Origin of the sequence: Micromonospora sp. NPDC049903, from assembly GCF_044460945.1 — a bacterium.
Classification (GTDB): Bacteria; Actinomycetota; Actinomycetes; order Mycobacteriales; family Micromonosporaceae; genus Micromonospora.
On sequence record NZ_JBITKL010000006.1, the window covers coordinates 217,427 to 234,982 of the forward strand.

Annotated in this window: 15 protein-coding genes; 8 read left to right on the plus strand and 7 right to left on the minus strand. The window is 73.4% G+C overall.

Features of this window, described 5'->3' with window-relative positions; genetic code table 11:
* Window positions 1-4 precede the first annotated feature (4 nt).
* The 4 genes from infB to rimP all read right to left on the minus strand — a co-directional run bounded on the left by infB (window position 5) and on the right by rimP (window position 5,131).
* Window positions 5-2,995: a translation initiation factor IF-2 gene (infB, locus tag ACIBO1_RS13615; protein WP_396745298.1), complete on the minus strand. Its 2,991-nt coding sequence runs from the start codon at window positions 2,993-2,995 to the stop codon at window positions 5-7.
* A 153-nt stretch (window positions 2,996-3,148) separates the two neighbouring features.
* On the minus strand, window positions 3,149-3,418 hold the full coding sequence (locus ACIBO1_RS13620; protein WP_350693763.1) for a YlxR family protein: 270 nt from the start codon (window positions 3,416-3,418) through the stop codon (window positions 3,149-3,151).
* A gap of 16 nt (window positions 3,419-3,434) precedes the next feature.
* Window positions 3,435-4,478 carry a transcription termination factor NusA gene (gene nusA, locus ACIBO1_RS13625; protein ID WP_396745301.1) on the minus strand — a complete coding sequence of 348 codons (1,044 nt, stop codon included), beginning with the start codon at window positions 4,476-4,478 and terminating at the stop codon, window positions 3,435-3,437.
* Entirely contained in the window at window positions 4,475-5,131 is a 657-nt protein-coding gene (gene rimP, locus ACIBO1_RS13630; RefSeq protein ID WP_396745304.1) for a ribosome maturation factor RimP, read from the minus strand. The genes nusA and rimP overlap by 4 nt, the downstream gene beginning before the upstream one ends.
* A 174-nt stretch (window positions 5,132-5,305) precedes the next feature.
* Here rimP and ACIBO1_RS13635 point away from each other — a divergent pair, with 174 nt between their 5' ends.
* From ACIBO1_RS13635 to ACIBO1_RS13665, 7 genes are all read left to right on the plus strand, one after another.
* A complete protein-coding gene (locus ACIBO1_RS13635; protein WP_396745307.1) occupies window positions 5,306-5,818 on the plus strand; it encodes a hypothetical protein in 513 nt (170 codons plus the stop codon).
* Entirely contained in the window at window positions 5,815-6,276 is a 462-nt protein-coding gene (locus ACIBO1_RS13640) for a ferritin-like domain-containing protein (protein ID WP_396745310.1), read from the plus strand. The genes ACIBO1_RS13635 and ACIBO1_RS13640 overlap by 4 nt, the downstream gene beginning before the upstream one ends.
* A gap of 82 nt (window positions 6,277-6,358) precedes the next feature.
* Window positions 6,359-6,940, plus strand: a complete 582-nt coding sequence (locus tag ACIBO1_RS13645; protein WP_396745313.1) for a PadR family transcriptional regulator — start codon at window positions 6,359-6,361, stop codon at window positions 6,938-6,940.
* A gap of 92 nt (window positions 6,941-7,032) precedes the next feature.
* Complete coding sequence (locus tag ACIBO1_RS13650; RefSeq protein WP_396745461.1) at window positions 7,033-7,746, plus strand: ABC transporter ATP-binding protein; 714 nt, start codon at window positions 7,033-7,035, stop codon at window positions 7,744-7,746.
* A 23-nt stretch (window positions 7,747-7,769) separates the two neighbouring features.
* Complete coding sequence (locus ACIBO1_RS13655; protein ID WP_396745316.1) at window positions 7,770-10,487, plus strand: FtsX-like permease family protein; 2,718 nt, start codon at window positions 7,770-7,772, stop codon at window positions 10,485-10,487.
* 63 nt (window positions 10,488-10,550) lie between these two features.
* Complete coding sequence (locus ACIBO1_RS13660; RefSeq protein ID WP_396745319.1) at window positions 10,551-11,069, plus strand: nitroreductase family deazaflavin-dependent oxidoreductase; 519 nt, start codon at window positions 10,551-10,553, stop codon at window positions 11,067-11,069.
* A gap of 69 nt (window positions 11,070-11,138) precedes the next feature.
* Complete coding sequence (locus ACIBO1_RS13665) at window positions 11,139-11,858, plus strand: nucleotidyltransferase domain-containing protein (RefSeq protein WP_396745322.1); 720 nt, start codon at window positions 11,139-11,141, stop codon at window positions 11,856-11,858.
* Between the two features lie 12 nt (window positions 11,859-11,870).
* Here ACIBO1_RS13665 and ACIBO1_RS13670 read toward each other — a convergent pair whose 3' ends face one another.
* Together ACIBO1_RS13670 and map are read right to left on the minus strand one after the other, a co-directional pair.
* Entirely contained in the window at window positions 11,871-12,587 is a 717-nt protein-coding gene (locus ACIBO1_RS13670; protein WP_396745325.1) for a VIT1/CCC1 transporter family protein, read from the minus strand.
* Window positions 12,584-13,441 carry a type I methionyl aminopeptidase gene (gene map / locus ACIBO1_RS13675; protein ID WP_396745328.1) on the minus strand — a complete coding sequence of 286 codons (858 nt, stop codon included), beginning with the start codon at window positions 13,439-13,441 and terminating at the stop codon, window positions 12,584-12,586. The genes ACIBO1_RS13670 and map overlap by 4 nt, the downstream gene beginning before the upstream one ends.
* A 94-nt stretch (window positions 13,442-13,535) precedes the next feature.
* Between map and ACIBO1_RS13680 the strand changes: the two genes are divergently transcribed.
* Complete coding sequence (locus ACIBO1_RS13680; protein WP_396745331.1) at window positions 13,536-13,850, plus strand: STAS domain-containing protein; 315 nt, start codon at window positions 13,536-13,538, stop codon at window positions 13,848-13,850.
* Between the two features lie 18 nt (window positions 13,851-13,868).
* Here the strand turns inward: ACIBO1_RS13680 and ACIBO1_RS13685 are convergent, their stop codons facing one another.
* Window positions 13,869-17,507 (minus strand): SpoIIE family protein phosphatase, encoded by a 3,639-nt coding sequence (locus tag ACIBO1_RS13685; RefSeq protein ID WP_396745334.1) that lies wholly within the window; start codon window positions 17,505-17,507, stop codon window positions 13,869-13,871.
* Window positions 17,508-17,556 lie beyond the last annotated feature (49 nt).

Consider the following 17,556-nt stretch of genomic DNA (forward strand, 5'->3'; position numbering starts at 1 on the left):
CGGATCAGGCGCGAACCTTCTCCCGCATCTCGAAGGTCTCGATGATGTCGCCCGGCTGCACGTTGTTGTAACCGGACAGCGTCAGACCACACTCGAAGCCCTCGCGGACCTCGGTCGCGTCGTCCTTGAACCGCTTGAGCGAGCTGATCGTGATGTTGTCCGCCACGACCGTGCCGTCGCGCAGCAGGCGCGCCTTCGCGTTGCGCCGGATGATTCCCGACCGGACGATGCAACCGGAGATGTTGCCGATCTTGGACGAGCGGAAGACCTCGCGGATCTCCGCGCTGCCCAGCTCGACCTCCTCGTACTCCGGCTTGAGCAGGCCCTTGAGCGCCGCCTCGATCTCCTCGATGGCCTGGTAGATGACGGTGTAGTACCGGATCTCCACGCCCTCACGGTCGGCCATCTCGCGGACCTTGTTGGAGGCCCGCACGTTGAAGCCGATGATCGTGACCGGCTCGGACGAGGCGCTCGCGAGCATGACGTTGCTCTCGGTGATCGCGCCGACGCCCCGGTCGAGGACCTTGAGCTGGACCTCCTCGGGGATGTCGAGGTTGAACAGCGCGTCCTCCAGGGCCTCCACCGAACCGGAGACATCGCCCTTGAGGATGAGGTTGAGCGACGTCTTCTCGCCCTCCTTGAGCTGCTCCATGAGCGTCTCGAGGGTGGCCCGGCCACGGGAGTTGGCGAAGGCCGCCGCCCGCCGCCGCGCCTGACGCTGCTCGGCGATCTGCCGCACCGTGCGGTCGTCCGCCGCGGCGAGGAAGGTGTCACCGGCGCCGGGCACCGCGGTCAGGCCGAGGACCATGACCGGACGCGCCGGGCCGGCCTCGGTGACCTGGTTGCCGTTCTCGTCGAGCATCGCCCGGACCCGGCCGTGCGCCCCACCGGCGACGATCGAGTCGCCCGCCCGCAGGGTGCCCTTCTGCACCAGCACCGTCGCCACCGCGCCACGGCCCTTGTCCAGGTGCGCCTCGATGGCCACACCCTGCGCCGGCCCGTCGGTCGGAGCGGTCAGCTCCAGCGACGCGTCGGCGGTGAGCAGCACGGCCTCAAGGAGTTCCTCGATGCCGATGCCGGGCTTCGCGGCCACGTTGACGAACATGGTCTCGCCGCCGTACTCCTCGGCGACCAGGCCGTACTCGGTCAGCTGCTGGCGGACCTTGTCCGGGTTGGCCTCCGGCTTGTCGACCTTGTTGACCGCGACCACGATCGGCACGTCCGCCGCCTTGGCGTGGTTGAGCGCCTCGATGGTCTGCGGCATCACGCCGTCGTCAGCCGCCACCACCAGGATCACGATGTCGGTGACCTGGGCACCACGGGCACGCATGGCGGTGAACGCCTCGTGACCCGGGGTGTCGATGAAGGTGACCGCCCGGTCCTCGCCCTCGTGCGGGACGTGGACCTGGTAGGCGCCGATGTGCTGGGTGATGCCACCGGCCTCGCCGGCCACCACGTTCGCCTTGCGGATCGCGTCGAGCAGCTTGGTCTTACCGTGGTCGACGTGACCCATGACGGTCACCACCGGCGCACGGCTGACCAGGCGGTCCTCCGCGACCTCGGCGTCGAGGTCGATGTTGAACTGCGCGAGCAGCTCGCGGTCCTCGTCCTCCGGGCTGACGATCTGCACGTTGAAGCCGAGGTGCTCACCCAGCAGCAGCAGGGTGTCGTCGGAGCACGACTGGGTCGCGGTGACCATCTCGCCCAGGTTGAACATCTCCTGGACCAGCGAACCCGGGTTGGCGTTGATCTTGTCGGCGAAGTCCGACAGCGAGGCGCCACGGGAGAGCCGGACCGTCTGCCCCTGACCGCGGGGAGCACCCGAGCTCATGGTCGGGGCCGACAGGTTGTCGAACTCCTGTCTGCGCTGCTTCTTGGACTTGCGACCACGGGTCGGCTTGCCACCCGGACGCCCGAAGGCACCGGCGGCACCGCCGCCACGGCCACGACCGCCGCCACCCGGACGACCGCCGCCACCGGCCGGACCACCCGGCCGGAAGCCACCACCGGCACCGGCGCCACCGCCGCCACCGGGGCCGCCACGGTAGCCACCGCCACCGCCGCCACCACCGGGGCCGCCACGGTAGCCACCGCCACCGCCGCCACCACCGGGGCCGCCACGGTAACCGCCGCCACCGCCGCCACCCGGACGACCGGCACCGCCGCCGCCGGGACGACCGGCACCCGGGCCACCCGGACGACCGGGACGCTGACTCGGCATGGAGGCCGGGCTGGGCCGCGGCGGCATCGAGGCGGGACTCGGCCGCGGCGGCATCGAGGCCGGGCTGGGCCGGGGACCACCGGCACCGGCGGCCGGCGGCCGCTGCTGCTGGCTGCCCTGGATACCGAAGGGGTTGTTACCGGCGCCACGCGCCGGCGGGCGACCCTGCCGGCCACCCGGGCCGGGGTTCGGGCCACCGGGACGACCCGCAGCCGGGGAACCCGGGCGGGGCGGCATGGTGCCGGGACCGGGCCGCGGACCCGGACGGGCGCCACCGTCGGCCGGAGGCTCCCGGCGGACGTTCTCGCGCTGCTGCTGGCGGGCGGCCTGCGCGGCCTTGACCGCGGCCTCCTGCTCGGCCTTCAGCGCGGCGGCGCGCGCCTCGGCGGCGGCCACCTCGATGTCGTGGGCACTCGCCGGCTTGGCGACCGGGGCCGCCGCCGGCGGAGGGCCGGGAACCGGCGCCTTCGGCTTCGGCCCGGGCATCGCCGGACGCCGCGGCGGCGTCGGCTTGGCGGTGACCCGGGGCTCGCCGGGGGTCGACGGCGGGGCGGGTGCTGCCGCCGGAGCCGGTGCGGCCGACGGCGCAGCCGCCGGGGCACCAGAGCCGCCGGAGGCGACGAACGCGTTACGAAGTCGCCGGGCGACGGGCGCCTCGACGGTGCTCGACGCGGACTTGACGAACTCGCCCATTTCCTTCAGCTTGGCGAGAACGGTCTTGCTTTCGACCCCGAGCTCTTTCGCAAGCTCGTGTACGCGGGCCTTGCCTGCCACTGCACTCCTCACTCCGAGGTCGTGCGGGCAGCACCCGCAGCGACCTCACTCGTGCACTTGAAGCCTGGTCATTTCTGGGACTTCATCGTGTGCTCATGTCGGTCGTCCTACCTTGCTAGCGGCCACACCCGGTCGGATGACCGGACGTGGTGGTTAACGCGTCAGGTACTCCGCGAGGGTGCCGTCATCTGGAACCCCGGCGAGGCGCAGCGCGCGCCCGAAGGCGCGACGCCGCACTGCCTGCGCGAAGCAGGCCGGATCTGGGTGCATGTTCGCTCCCCGACCCGGCAGTCTACGGGCCGGATCGGGTCGAAGGCTGAACCCAGCCTCGTCACCGACCGCGACGATCCGCAGTAGTTCACTGGCCGGTGCCCGCCGTCGGCAACCCACACAGGTGCGCTCCGGCAGCGCGCGTCGTGCCACTGGAAAGAGTCTACCCCTAGCTACCCGAGACCGCTCCGCCTGGCTCCCGGACGTGATCGGCCCCCGGGCGGCCGCTGGAGCCGGCCTGTTCGGCGTCGGACCGGATGTCGATCCGCCAACCGGTCAACCGGGCAGCAAGGCGGGCGTTCTGCCCTTCCCGCCCGATCGCCAGGGAGAGCTGGAAGTCCGGCACGGTCACCCGGGCCGCCCGGGCACCCAGGTCCACCACCTCGACCCGCAGCGCCTTGGCCGGCGACAACGCGTTGCCGACGAAGGTCGCCGGGTCGTCGGACCAGTCGATGATGTCGATCTTCTCGCCGTGCAGCTCGCTCATCACCGCCCGGACCCGCTGCCCCATCGGGCCGATGCAGGCGCCCTTGGCGTTGACTCCGGGAGCGGTGGACCGGACCGCGATCTTCGTACGGTGACCGGCCTCACGCGCGATCGCGCTGATCTCGACCGTACCGTCGGCGATCTCCGGCACCTCCAGGGCGAAGAGCTTCTTCACCAGGTTCGGGTGGGTACGCGACAGCGTGATCTGCGGGCCGCGCATCCCCTTGGCCACGTGCACCACCACGCAGCGGATCCGCTCGCCGTGGGTGTACCGCTCCCCGGGCACCTGCTCGGACTGGGGCAGCACCCCCTCCAGCTTGCCCAGGTCGACCGTGACGATGCCCTTCTCGGCCCGGGCCTCGTGCGCCTGCACCACACCGGTCACCAGGTCACCGTCGCGGCCGGCGTACTCGCCGAAGTGCACCTCGTCGGTGGCCTCCCGCAACCGCTGGAGGATGACCTGTTTGGCGGTCATGGCGGCGATCCGCCCGAAGTCGTGCGGAGTGTCGTCCCACTCCCGATCAACGGTGCCCTCGTCGCCCAGTTCCTGGGCGTAGACCAGGGCCACGCCGGTCTTGCGGTCGATCTCCACCCGGGCGTGCGGCTGCGCACCCTCGGTGTGCCGGTACGCGGTCAGCAGCGCGGTCTCGATCGCCGCGAGGATCGTGTCGAACGGGATCTCCCGCTCGCGCTCGAGTGCGCGCAGCGCCGCGAGGTCTATGTTCACCTCTCCTCGTCCTCCACATCATCGTCATCGTCATCGTCGTCGAGGTCTTCTGATTCGGCCAGTTCGTCGAGGCGGCTGAACTCGACCTGCACCCGGCCCGGCCCCAGCTCGGCGTACGCCCACTCGGCGCGCTCGGTGTCGGTCTCCAGCACCACGCGCTCGTCGTCGGCCTCCACCACCCGCCCGGTGACCTGCCGGTCGCCGGCGGTCCCGCCACCGCGCACGGTCACCCGGACCAGCCGGCCGACGTTGCGCCGCCAGTGCCGGGGCAGGGTCAGCGGCCGGTCCACGCCCGGCGAGCTGACCTCCAGTTGGTACTCCCCGGCGACGATGTCGCCGCCGGCTTCCTCGGCCGCGTCCAGCGCCACCGAGACCGCCCGCGACACGTCGGCGACCGCGTCCAGGTTGATGCCGCCGTCGGCATCGACGATCACGCGTACCACGTGCCGCCGGCCGGCCCGGGAGACGGCCAGGTCCTCCAGGTCGTAGCCGGCCTCGGCGACGACCGGCGCGATCACCGCGCGCAGCCGCTCGCGGCGGGCGGACAGGTCGCCCCGGCCACCCTGCGCGCTGCGCGGCGCGGGACCACCTCGCGGAGCCTGGCCGCCACGGGGTCGCCCCGTCGTTCTGGTGGCACGGCCACGCTGCGTCATCTGTTGGACCTTCCACTACTCGTCGGCCGCCACGCCGGTACGCCACCGGTGCGGGCGCGCCGGTGGTTGCGCAGAGCGTAACGCGCCCGGCGGAGGAGAGCCCGGGCGGCGCACCGGCGCCACCGCGCCACACGGCCCGCGCCGATGGTGTTGACTTGTCCGGTGGTGATGGGCATGACGAGTCAATCGGACGGGTCCGCCGAGCTGTCCCGGCGCACGGTCCTGCGGGCCGGTGCGCTGCTGGCGCTGGGTGGGGCCGCCGTGCCGCTGAGCGGTTGCGGTCTCTTCGGCGGGGACGAGCGGCCACCGGAGCCGGATCCGCTGGACCCGCTGGTGGACGAGTCGCTGAGTCTCGCCGCGGGGCTTCGCGCCGCCGCCATCGCCCACCCCGACCTGGCCGCCCGGCTCGTCCCGCTCGCCGAGTCACACGAGGCACACGCGGCCGAACTGGCCCGGTTGACCGGTGCCGCGACGCCGTCCGGCTCGGCCGTGCCGACCGGGCCGTCCTGGTCCGCACCCGCCGTCGGGTCGGGCGAGCCGACCGCCGCGCTGGCCGCGCTGCGCCAGGCCGAGCGGTCCGGCCGGGAGTCGGCCAAGGCCGCCTGCGCCGCCGCGCCCGCCGAGCGGGCCGCGGTGCTGGGCTCCGTCGCCGCTGCCCGTGCCAGCCACCTGGAGGCGCTGCGATGAGCGGCTGGACCACCGGGCGCGGTGCGCCGGCCGGGCCCGGTGAGGCGCTCGCCGGGGCGTTGACCGCCGAGTACGCGGCCATCTGGGCCTACGGCCCGATCGGAGTGCGCCTGCCTCGTGACGAACGGGCGGCCGCCGCCGAGGCGGAGGCGGCCCACCGGGGCCGGCGGGACGCACTGGTGATGCAGATCAGCACCGGTGGCGGGACCGTGCCGCCGGACCGGGCCGGCTACGCCCTGCCCTTCCCGGTGACCGACCGGGCCAGCGCGCTGCGGCTCGCGATCGTGGTGGAGGAGCGTACGGCGGCGTTCTGGCGGGCGGCGCTGCCGGTCAGCACCGGCGCCGAAAGGGAACGCGCCCTGGCCGCTCTGGTCGAGTACGCGGTCCGGGCGACGCGATGGCGGCGTAGCGCCGGCACCACCCCGCTGACCGTGCCGTTCCCGGGTCGCCCCGCCTGAGGGACACGCCCGTCGATGGGTAGGCAGCATCACGGTCCGCACCGGTTGCGGATGGCATACCAGGTATGCATACTCCGGTTCCATGTCCATCCGTCACGGCCTGCTCGCCCTGCTCGAACGCGGCCAGATGTACGGCTACCAGCTCCGGGCCGCCTTCGAGGAGTCGACCGGTTCCACCTGGCCGCTCAACATCGGGCAGGTCTACACCACCCTGTCCCGGCTGGAGCGGGACGGGCTGGTGCGGTCGTTGCCGGAGAGCGAGGCCGGGCAGCGGCCGTACGAGATCACCGAAGCCGGACGGGCGGACCTGACGCTGTGGTTCGCCACCCCGATCAGCCGCAACGACCGGCCCCGCGACGAACTGGCGATCAAGCTGGCGTTGGCGCTGACCACGCCGGGGGTGGACGTTCGCTCCGTGGTGCAGACCCAGCGCACCGCGACGATGCGGACACTCCAGGAACTGACCCGGCTGAAGTACTCCAGCGACCGGCCCGAGGACCTGCCGTGGCGACTGGTGCTGGACGCGATGGTCTTCCAGGCCGAGGCGGAGGTGCGCTGGCTCGACCACTGCGAGAGCAGCCTGGTGCGGCATCGCCCCCCAGCCTCCGGCCCGACGCCACTGCCCGAGGCGGCGGGCCGCAGTGGTGAGGAGGCCTGGCGGTGAGCGCGGACGACCGCCCCGCGTCGGCCACCCGCGACACCCCCACGGCACCTGACTCCAGCCGACCCGACGGTGCCGGACCCGACCCGGAGGCGGTGCTGGAGCTGCGGGACGTGCACCGGACGCACGGCAGCGGCCCGGCCGCGGTGCACGCGCTGCGCGGGGTGAGTCTGGTCGTCCGCCCCGGCGAACTGGTCGCCGTGATGGGCCCCTCCGGCTCCGGCAAGTCCACGCTGCTGACCCTGGCCGGCGGGCTGGACAGCCCGACCGACGGTCACGTGCTCGTCGAGGGACAGCCACTGCACGCCCTGGACCGGCGTGGTCTGGCCCGGCTGCGCCGTCGCCGGATCGGCTACATCTTCCAGAACCTCAACCTCATCGGCAGCCTGACCGCCGCCGAGAACGTCTCCCTCCCCCTCGAACTCGACGGCGCGGGCGTACGCCGGGCCCGCCGGCTGGCGCTCGACGCGCTGACCGAGGTGGGTCTCGCCGAACTCGGCGACCGCTTCCCCGACCAGCTCTCCGGCGGCCAGCAGCAGCGTGTGGCGATCGCCCGGGCACTGGTCGGCGAGCGGCGTCTGGTGCTGGCCGACGAGCCGACCGGGGCGCTGGACTCGCAGACCGGTGAGGCCGTCCTGCGGCTGCTGCGCCGCCGGGTCGACGCCGGAGCGGCCGGCGTGCTGGTCACCCACGAGGCGCGGCACGCCGCCTGGGCGGACCGGGTGGTGTTCCTGCGCGACGGTGTGGAGGTCGACTCGACCGCCCCGCTGGTCGGCGTCGACGCGCTGCTCTCCGGCAGTCCTCGGTGAGCCTCCGCCCCCATTCGCGGCCGGTGCACGACCTCCCACCCGAGCGGCCCCGCCGGAGCCGGTCGGCCGAGACGCTCGGTTCGTGGCGGGCCGCGCTGCGGATCGCCCGGCGCGAGGCGACGCGGGCCCGTGGGCGTACCGCCCTGGTGCTGGCGATGATCGTCCTGCCCGTACTGGCCCTGTCGTTCATCGCGGTCAGCGCGGACATGGCCCAGCTCGACCCCGCCGAGAAGATGGACCAGCGGCTCGGCAACGCCGACGCGGAGCTGCGGGTGGTCAGTCAGGGGCAGGTCACCCAGAACGCCGACGGCAGCGGATGGAACGCGCCGGAGGACCGGATCCCCGAGACGGTCACCGTGGACGACGTCCGCCGGCTGCTTCCGGCGGACAGTCGGGTCCTGCCGGTACGCCGCTGGGTGCCGCTGCCGGTCCGGGACGGCACCCGGATCCGCGACGACGTACCCGCCACCGAGGTCGACCTCACCGATCCGCTCGCCGCCGGCCTCGTTCGGGTCCACGAGGGTCGGGTGCCGGCCACGGCCGACGAGGTCGCGCTGAACCGGGCCGCTCGGCGCGCCCTCGGCGTCGACGTCGGGGGCGTGCTCAACGCCGGGGACGGCATCGGGAGCTGGACCGTCGTCGGTGTGGTCGAACTGCCGGAGTCGCTGGAGCCGATGGCGTTCCTGCGTCCCGCCGGTGAACCGTCGGGCTCGCTGGACCACGACACCGTGTTCCTGGTCGACCTGCCCGGGCCGGTCACCGACGACCTGTTCCGCCACCTCAACCGCAACGGAGTGGTGGTCGGTGCCCGCGTCTGGGCTCCGTCGAGCCCGGTGGAGGCGGTCCGTCCGCTCGGCAACAGCATGGGCGCGGAGGCGATCGGCACCGGGATGCTGATCGGCGGACTGGGCCTGCTGGAGGTGGTCCTGCTGGTCGGCCCGGCCTTCGCGGTGGGGGTCCGGCGACGGCGGCGGGAACTGGCACTCGTCGCGGTGGCGGGCGGCGACGCGGCCCAGCTCCGCCGCGTGGTGCTCGCCGACGGCGTGCTGCTGGGGTGCCTCGGTGCCGCCGTCGGGGTGGCGCTCGGCGTGCTCTCCGCGTTCGCCGCCCGGCCGTTGGTCGAGGAGTTCGTCTTCCAGCACCGCTTCGCCGGGTACCGCGTCTGGCCGGCGGCGCTGGGCGTGATCGCACTCGTCGCCGTACTCGCCGGGGTGCTGGCCGCGCTCGCGCCGGCCTGGACCGCCGCCCGGCAGGACGTGGTCGCCGGGCTTGCCGGCCGACGCGGCGCACCCACCCACCGGCGGCGCTGGCTGGCGCTCGGTGTGCTGCTGGCCGTCACCGGGTTGGTCATCGCCGGGATCGGTGCGGCGATGGTCCGCTCGTCGGTCATCCTCGCCGGGCTGGTGCTCGGCGAACTCGGGCTGGTCTTCGCCACGCCGACGCTGGTCGGGCTGCTGGCCCGGCTCGGCCGGTTCCTCCCGCTGGCGCCCCGGATCGCGGTACGCGACGCCAGTCGCAACCGTTCCTCGACCGCGCCGGCCATCTCGGCGGTGATGGCGGCGGTCGCCGGCAGCGTCGCCCTGGGGGCCTTCCTGGCCAGTGAGGACATCCGATCCGACGGGCAGTACCGTCCGCTGTTGCCGGACCGGACGGTGCTGGTCACCGCCGACGACCCGGGGTCCGACGGTCCACTCGGCCGGGACGCCGTCACCGCTGTGGCCCGGGACCACCTCGGTGCCGCGACGGTCGCCCCGCTGATCGCGGCCGGCTGCCGGCCGGTCTTCGACGCCTGTCTGGTGAGCGCGGTGCCGCCACCGGAACAGGTCTGCCCGTGGCGCCCCTACGACACGATGAGCGAGGCCGGCCAGCGGCGGGCACGGGCCGACCAACGCTGTCAGGGGCCGTCCGAGGACCACCTCGACGGCTACTTCCAGGTGGCGGTCGACGACGGCGCGGCGCTGCCGATGCTCACCGGCGCCACGCCGGCCGAGGTCGCCGACGCCACGGCCGTCCTGCGCGCGGGTGGCGCGGTCGTGACCGACCCGCGCTACCTCGCCGACGGCCGGCTGCACCTCCGGGTCGAACCGGACGATCGCGCGGCGGAGGCGGCCACCACGACCGTGCCCGGGTACGCGACGCGGAGCGACATGCGGCCACCCTGGCTACTGCTCTCGCCCGCTGCGGCCGACCGCCTCGGCCTCACCGTCCGGCAGACCGGTTGGGCCGTCGCCGCCGACGAGCCGCCGGAGCAGCGGCAACGGGACCGGTTCGTCGACGCGTTGGAGTCCCTCGGTCCGGTCGGCGCACAGTTCGAGGTCGGCAAGGGCTTCGGCGGCGCCGAGCCGTTCCTGCTCCTGCTGGCCGGAGTCTCGGCGCTGGTGACCGTGGGGGCCGCCGGGATCGCCACCGGACTCGCCGCCGCCGAGGGGCGGGCCGACCTGTCCACCCTCGCGTCGGTCGGTGCCGGTCCGGGCGTGCGAAGACTGCTGTCGCTCTGCCAGGCCGGGGTGATCGCCGTGCTCGGCTCGTTGCTGGGCATCGTCGCCGGGCTCGGCTCGGCGGCGATCATCCTGACCTTCACCAACCGACGGTTGACCGAGGGGTGGCCGGTGGAGTCGCCGTACCCGCTGGTGGTGCCCTGGCTCACCCTCGGCGTGCTGGTCGTGGTGCCGCTGGTCGCGATGGCCGGGGCGGCGCTGCTGACCCGGTCCCGGCTGCCGGTGGAACGCCGCCTGGACTGACGGGACGCGGGCGCAGCGGCGGCGGCGTTGTCGTACCGACGCCGGTGGATGCAGAATGTCCCGATGTCCATCGTGCGGAACGTGACCCGCCGGATCGGCCACCACCCCTGGTTCGGCGCCACGGCCCGGCTGCTGGTGCCGCTCGACCGGGCGGTCGGCCGGCTGACCAAGGGTCGAGTGGTCGCGCTCGGGCTGGTGCCGTCCCTGGTCATCACCACCACCGGCCGCCGCTCCGGCAAGCCGCGCAGCAACCCGCTGCTCTATGTGCCGGACGGCGAGGGGTACGTGGTCGTCGGCTCCAACTGGGGCCAGGCCCAGCAGCCCGCCTGGTCGCTGAACCTGCTCGCCGAACCGCGCGCCGAGGTGGACGTGTCCGGGCGTCGCATCGCGGTCCGCGGCGAACCGGCGACCGGTGCCGAACGCGAGCGGCTGTGGCGACTGCTGGTCGACGCCTGGCCCGCGTACGAGGCGTACGTGCGGCGGGCCGGCGACCGGGAGATCCGGGTCTTCCGGTTGGTGCCGACGGCCTCCGGCACGCCCGACGGCACGGACGCGCCGGACGGGCCGCCCGCGCCGCACTAGGGTGTGCGGTGATCGGGCCGTCGCTGCCGGCGACGGTCCGCACGGTGGCGCGATCGTGGGGTGGTCGGTGTGGACGGTGCCCAGGAGCACCGGGACGATCCCCGGTGGCACGTGGCCGAACGCGTCTCCGAGGCGGTCCGTCGACGCTTCCCCGCCGACGTGCTCGCCGTCGCGGTGCACGGGCCGCTCGCGCACGGCGACGACGACGGCGGAGGGGACAGCGAGGTCGGGCTGCTGGTGGTCACGTACCGACCCGGCACCGGGCCGCCCTCGGCCACCCGGCGGGTCGACGGGGTGCTCGTCGACCTGACCGTGGCCGCCGCCGAGGAGCGCCTGCGGCAGGCCCGGCAGCTCACCTCGCGGTGGCCGCTGACCGCCGACCGGTACGTGACGACCCGGCCGCTGCACGATCCGACCGGGTGGCTGCGCACCCTGCGTGACGAGCACCTCGGGCGGCTGGCGAGAGCCCGTCCGGCCGAGTTCAGCGGTGCCGCCCGCCGGGCGTGGTATCGGGGCAGCGCCGCGCACGCGCGGGCGGCCCGGCTGGCCGAGTGGTACGAGACGGACCAGGCCCTGCTGATGCTCGGCGAGGCGCGGCTGGCCGCCGCGACCGTCACCGGGCTGCTCAGCCGCACCTACTTCCGCGACTCCGGCGACGCGGTCCGGCGGACCGGGCTGGCCGGGGCGGACATGACCGAGGTGGGCGCGGTGCTGGCCCGCCAGTCGGCGGAGTTGACCGCCCGGGGCCGGCCGGTCGACGGGACCGTCGACGACCTGCTCGCCGGCTGACCGCGCGTCGGCTCAGCCCAGGCCGCCCTGCACGCCGATCAACGCACCGACCAGGTAGGTGGCCGCCGCGGCGGCGGCGCCCAGGAGCAACTGCCGCATCCCGCCGGTCCACCAGCGCCGGTTGGTGAACCGCGAGACGACCGCGCCGGCCACGAAGAGCCCGAGCCCGCCCACCGCCAGGGCCAGCGCCAGGCTGGTCGCGCCGAGAAGGTACGGCAGCAGCGGCACCAACGCGCCGACCGAGAAGCACAGGAACGACGACAGCGCCGCCGCCCACGGGTTGGGCTGCTCGTCCGGGTTGACGCCCAACTCCTCCTGGACGTGCATCCGCAACGCCTGTTCCGGATGCTGGCGGACCGCCTCGGCCACCTGGACGGCAAGATCCTCGGGCAACCCCCGCGCCATCCACATCTCGGCGAGTTCCCGGGCCTCCTCCTCGGGGTGGCGTTCCAGCTCGCGCCGCTCCTTGGCCACCTCGGCGGCGATCTGCTCGTTGGCCGAGCGGACGCTCGTGTATTCCCCGAGCGCCATCGAGATCGCGCCGGCGACCAGACCGGCGGTGCCGGTCAGCACGATGGCCTGCGGCGAGACGCCGCCACCGCCGACGCCCGCGATCAGGGCGATGTTGGTCACCAGGCCGTCCATGGCACCGAAGACGGCGGGTCGCAGCCACCCGCCGGAGACGTCTGCGTGGTGGTGCTCCCGCAGTGCCGCAGGGGTGTCGGTCACGGCAGCGTCAGGATCTCGTACCCGTCCTCGGTCACCAGCACCGTGTGCTCGAACTGGGCGGTCCACTTGCGGTCCTTGGTGACCACCGTCCAGCCGTCCTCCCACATGTCGTACTGGTGGGTGCCGAGGGTGATCATGGGCTCGATGGTGAACGTCATGCCCGGCTCCATCACGTCGGTGGGCCGTGGGCTGTCGTAGTGCGGCACGTAGAGGCCGCTGTGGAACGCCTCGCCGATGCCGTGGCCGGTGAAGTCGCGCACCACGCCGTAGCCGAACCGCTTCGCGTACGACTCGATGACCCGGCCGATGACGTTGATCTGCCGGCCCGGCGCGACGGCCTTGATGCCCCGCGTCATCGCCTCGTGGGTCCGCTCGACCAGCAGCCGGACCTCCTCGTCGACCTCGCCGACGCAGAAGGTGGCGTCGGTGTCGCCGTGCACCCCGCCGATGTACGCGGTCACGTCGACGTTGATGATGTCGCCGTCGGCCAGCACGGTGGTGTCCGGGATGCCGTGGCAGATCACCTCGTTGAGGCTGGTGCAGCAGGACTTCGGGAAACCCCGGTAACCCAGCGTCGACGGGTAGGCGCCGTGGTCGATCAGGAACTCGTGCACCAACCGGTCGATCTCGTCGGTGGTCACACCGGGCTTGCAGTGCTCGCCGGCGAGCTGGGTGGCCTGCGCGGCGAGCCGCCCGGCGACACGCATCTTCTCGATCGTCTCCGGCGTCTGCACGTGCGACCCCTGCCACGGCCGGGGGGTCTTCTTGCCGACGTACTCCGGTCGGACGATGTGGGCGGGCACCGGCCGCCACGGGGAGAGCGTGCCTGGGGTCAACGGCGCACGGACGGTCATGCGGCAAGCCTATCGCCGCGCTCCGGGCGACCCCCACCACCGTCGGTCGTCCACGGTTGTTGCCCTACCACAAGTGCTGTGTCAAGGTGTCAGCGTGGATCAAGGGGGAGCACCGCCCGTCTTCTCCGCCAGCGCGGAGATCGACGGTGATCACCTCCGCGTGGTGGTCACCGGCGAGGTGGACATGGCGACCGCGGACACCATGCTGCAGACCGCGCTGCGCGAGCCGGCCACCCGGCTGACCCTCGACCTGCGCGCGGTGAGCTTCTTCGACTCGGCGGCGATCCACGCGGTGGTGCGGCTCGCCCGTCACTATCCGGACACCCTGGCGGTGCTGCCGTCCCGACAGGTCAGCCGCGTGCTGCACATCGCCGGTCTGGGCGAGCAGCACTGGTTGCGGCCGGTCTGACCCGCCGCGCCCACCGGCTCAGGCGCCCAGTTCCCGACGCAGGGTCACCTCCGTGCCCTCCGCGGTGCGGGTGACCGACAGCTCCCCGAGTGCCTGGATCAGCGACAGTCCCCGTCCCCGGAAGCCCGACCCGGTCGACTCCCGCCAGCGTCCGCTGTCGCGTACGGTCGCGGTCACCGTCCGGCCCTCCACGGTCACCTCGATGCCGATCGTCGGCTCCACCGGGTCGACCGGGTGTTCGATGGCGTTCGCCGCCGCCTCGGAGACCGCCACCGTGAGGTCGAACAGGTCGGTCTCGTTCACGCCGTGCGCGACCAGGAAGTCCTCCAGGCGCTTGCGCAGCACGCTCAGCCGGGTCGGGTCGGCGGGCAGCCGCAGCGCGAACCGGTTGAGTTCGGCGGCCTCCAACGCGAGCACCGCCACGTCGTCCCGGCGGGGCCGGTCGACGACCCGCTGCACGACCGCGTCGACCAGGTCCACCACGTGCTCCCCCGGCCGGGTCGCGTCGGCGCGGAGCTGGGCCAGCGCGTCGTCGATGTCGACGTTCCGGTCCTCGATCAGGCCGTCGGTGTAGAGCAGCAGCCGGTCGCCGGGACACAGCTCGCCGGTGACCGTCTCGTACTCCGCTCCGGGGATCGCGCCGACGGGCGGACCCAGCGCCCGGTCGTGCAGGAACGCCACGTCGCCTCCTCGGATCAGCAGCGGGGACGGATGTCCGGCGTTGGCGTACCGCAGTCGCCCGGTACGCGGGCTGAACCACAGGCAGAAGACCGTGGCGAAGGTGCGGGACTCGGTCGAGCCCACCAGTCGGTTGAGCCGGGTCAACGACTCCCCCGGATCGAACCCCTCCAGTACGTACGCCCGCAGCGCGTTGCGCAACTGGCCCATCGCCGCCGCGGCCGGCACCCCCTTGCCGACCACGTCGCCGATGACCAGGACCATCTCGTCGTCCTCGCGGGTCACCACGTCGTACCAGTCGCCGCCGACCTCGACGTCGTCGCTGCCGGGCAGGTAGCGGCTGGCCACCACGGCACCGGGCAACTGGGGCAGGGTGCGCGGCAGCAGGCTGTGTTGCAGGGTGGTGGCGATGCGGTGCTCCACCTCGTAGAGCTGTGCGTTCTCCAGTCGTACGCCGACCAGTCGGGCGAGTTGGGTCAACGCGGCCTCGTCCGTGCCGGCCGGCTCGGCGACCGCACGCCACACCCGCAGTTCGCCGAGGCGCTTGCCACCCACGCCGGTCAGCGGCAGGACGAAGGCGGGGTCGGCGGCGCTGGTGCCGCCGCCGTCGGCCTCGAACCGGGCGTCACCGGCGGTGACGGACACCCGGACCGCCTCGGCGAGACTCAACGCGTGCCGCGCCGCGACCTGGAGCACCTCGTCCGTGGAGCGCGCGGTGTTCACCGCCACGGCGGCGTCCGCGAGTGCGGCCAACCGCCGGATGAGTTGGCCGCGCAGTTGGCCGAGTTCGACGTTGGCCCGTACCCGGGCGACCAGTTCCTGCCCGGAGAAGGGCTTGGTCAGATAGTCGTCGGCACCCACCGCGAGGCCGGCCACCTCCTCGGCCGAGCCGGCGCGGGCGGAGAGCAGCACGATCGGCACGTACCGGGTGCGCGGGTCGGCACGCAGCGCGGCGACCAGGCCGAAGCCGTCCAGCCGCGGCATCATCACGTCGGTCAGCACCAGGTCGAAGTCGGTGTCGGCGGCCAGTCGCAGGGCGTCCACGCCGTCGGTGGCGGTGAACACCTCCCAGGTCGACGCGAGCAGCCGGGTGACGTGTTCGCGTAGGTCCGGGTTGTCGTCGACGACCAGGATGCGGCCCGCCGACCCCGGGTGGCGCGTCTCTCCGGCCCCGGACCGGCCGTCGCTCCAGCGCTCGGTCTCGGCGACGAAGAGTGCGCTCTGCTGGGGCTCGCGGTCGGTGCCGGTATCGGCCACCCGGTCCGCCGGCAGGTGCCCGGAGCCGAACGGGACGGTGACGACGAAGCGGCTGCCCTCGTCGACCCGGCTGGTCGCGTGGACTCCGCCGCCGTGCATCTCGGCCAGTTCCCGCACCAGCGCCAGGCCGATCCCGGTGCCCTCGTGGCTGCGCGACCGTACTCCGGGCGCCCGGTGGAACCGCTCGAAGACGTGCGGCAGCTCCTCGGCGACGATGCCCACGCCGGTGTCGACGACCTCCAGGCGGGCCATCCCGTCGACCGCCCGGACCTCGATCCGGATCTCCCCGTCGAAGGTGAACTTCACCGCGTTGGAGACCAGGTTGAGGACGATCTTCTCCCACATCTCCTGGTCGACGTAGACCGGCTCGGGCAGCGGCGGACAGTCCACCGTCAGCCGCAACCCGGCGCGTTCGGTGGCCGAGCGGAACGTGCTGGCCAGCCGGGCCGTGTAGTCGGCCAGGTCGATCGGCTCGTAGTGCGCGGCCAACCGGCCGGACTCCAGCCGGGAGAAGTCGAGCACCGTGTTGACGAGCTTGAGCAGCCGCAGCGCGTTGCGGTGCATCATCGTCAGCCGCTGGGTGTACGGCTCCGGCAGGCCGGGGTCGGCGAGCAGGTCCTCCAGCGGGCCGAGCACCAGGGTCAGCGGGGTGCGGAACTCGTGGCTGACGTTGGCGAAGAAGTTGGTCTTCGCCAGGTCCAGGGCGGCCAGCTCGGCGGCGCGGGCCTGCTCCTGCTCGTACGCCCGCTGCTTGCCGACGGCCCGCGAGACCTGCGCGGCGACCAGTTCGAGGAAGGTGCGGTAGTCGTCGGAGAGCGGCAGCCGGCGGGCCACCCCCAGCACCAGCACGCCCGCCTGCTCCGCGGTGGCGGTGATCGGCAGCAGCAGCGCCTCGTCGGCGGCGTCGGCCGGCACCTCACCGAACAGGTCGGCGGTGGACACCGTGCCGCCCCCGGCGGCGGCAAGCTCGGCGAGCCCGGCGGCAAGCTCCTCGGCACCGGTCACCGGGCCGCTCGTCCCGGCCAGCCGCAGGCCGCCGTCGAGGCCGTCCAGATAGAGCAGCCCGAAGGGGACGTCCTGCCGGTGCCGATCGAGCACGGCCGCGGCCACCCGGCCGAGTTCCGCGCTGCTGACCACGTCGGCCAGCTCGGAGCCGAGTTCGGCGAGCGCACGCAGTCGCCGCTCGCCGAGCACCCGACCGGTGGTCTCGCTGCAGACGCAGAGCACCCCGCTGATCGAGCCGTCGGTGTCCCGGATCGGGTCGTACGAGACGTCGAAGTAGACGTCCTCCACGAAGCCGTACCGGTCGAGCAGGAAGTGGTGGTCCCGCGCCTGGTACGCCTCACCGGTACGCACGACGTCGGTGAGCAGCGGCTCGAGCACGTCCCAGGTCTCGACCCAGTGGTCGCGGGCCGGCTGCCCGATGACGGCGGGGTGCTTGTCTCCTATCGTCGGCCGGTAGGCGTCGTTGTAGAAGGCACGCTGGTCCTCGCCCCAGAAGACGACGATCTGCGCCTTCGAGGCGAGCATCGTGCTGACCGCGTTGCCGAGCGCGGTGGGCCAGTTCTCCGGTGCGCCGAGCGGACTGGTCGACCAGTCCCGGTCACGCAGCAGCGTGCCCATTTCGCCACCACCCGCGAACGCCGCCGCGAGCAGTGGTGGAACCGCACCACGCGTCGCCGACGGATCGCCTCCGTCCACGCCCCCCTGGGCCGAGTTCATGCAGCCTCCCCGGCCTGTGCGCGACGTGCCCTGATCATCGCTGCCGTGA

Bases quoted from the DNA above. Each gene is read 5' to 3' on its own strand.
- rimP (WP_396745304.1), bottom strand. From the start codon at position 5,131: ATGACGCAGCGTGGCCGTGCCACCAGAACGACGGGGCGACCCCGTGGC.
- ACIBO1_RS13635 (WP_396745307.1), top strand. From the start codon at position 5,306: ATGACGAGTCAATCGGACGGGTCCGCCGAGCTGTCCCGGCGCACGGTC.
- ACIBO1_RS13640 (WP_396745310.1), top strand. From the start codon at position 5,815: ATGAGCGGCTGGACCACCGGGCGCGGTGCGCCGGCCGGGCCCGGTGAG.
- ACIBO1_RS13645 (WP_396745313.1), top strand. From the start codon at position 6,359: ATGTCCATCCGTCACGGCCTGCTCGCCCTGCTCGAACGCGGCCAGATG.
- ACIBO1_RS13660 (WP_396745319.1), top strand. From the start codon at position 10,551: ATGTCCATCGTGCGGAACGTGACCCGCCGGATCGGCCACCACCCCTGG.
- map (WP_396745328.1), bottom strand. From the start codon at position 13,441: ATGACCGTCCGTGCGCCGTTGACCCCAGGCACGCTCTCCCCGTGGCGG.
- ACIBO1_RS13685 (WP_396745334.1), bottom strand. From the start codon at position 17,507: ATGAACTCGGCCCAGGGGGGCGTGGACGGAGGCGATCCGTCGGCGACG.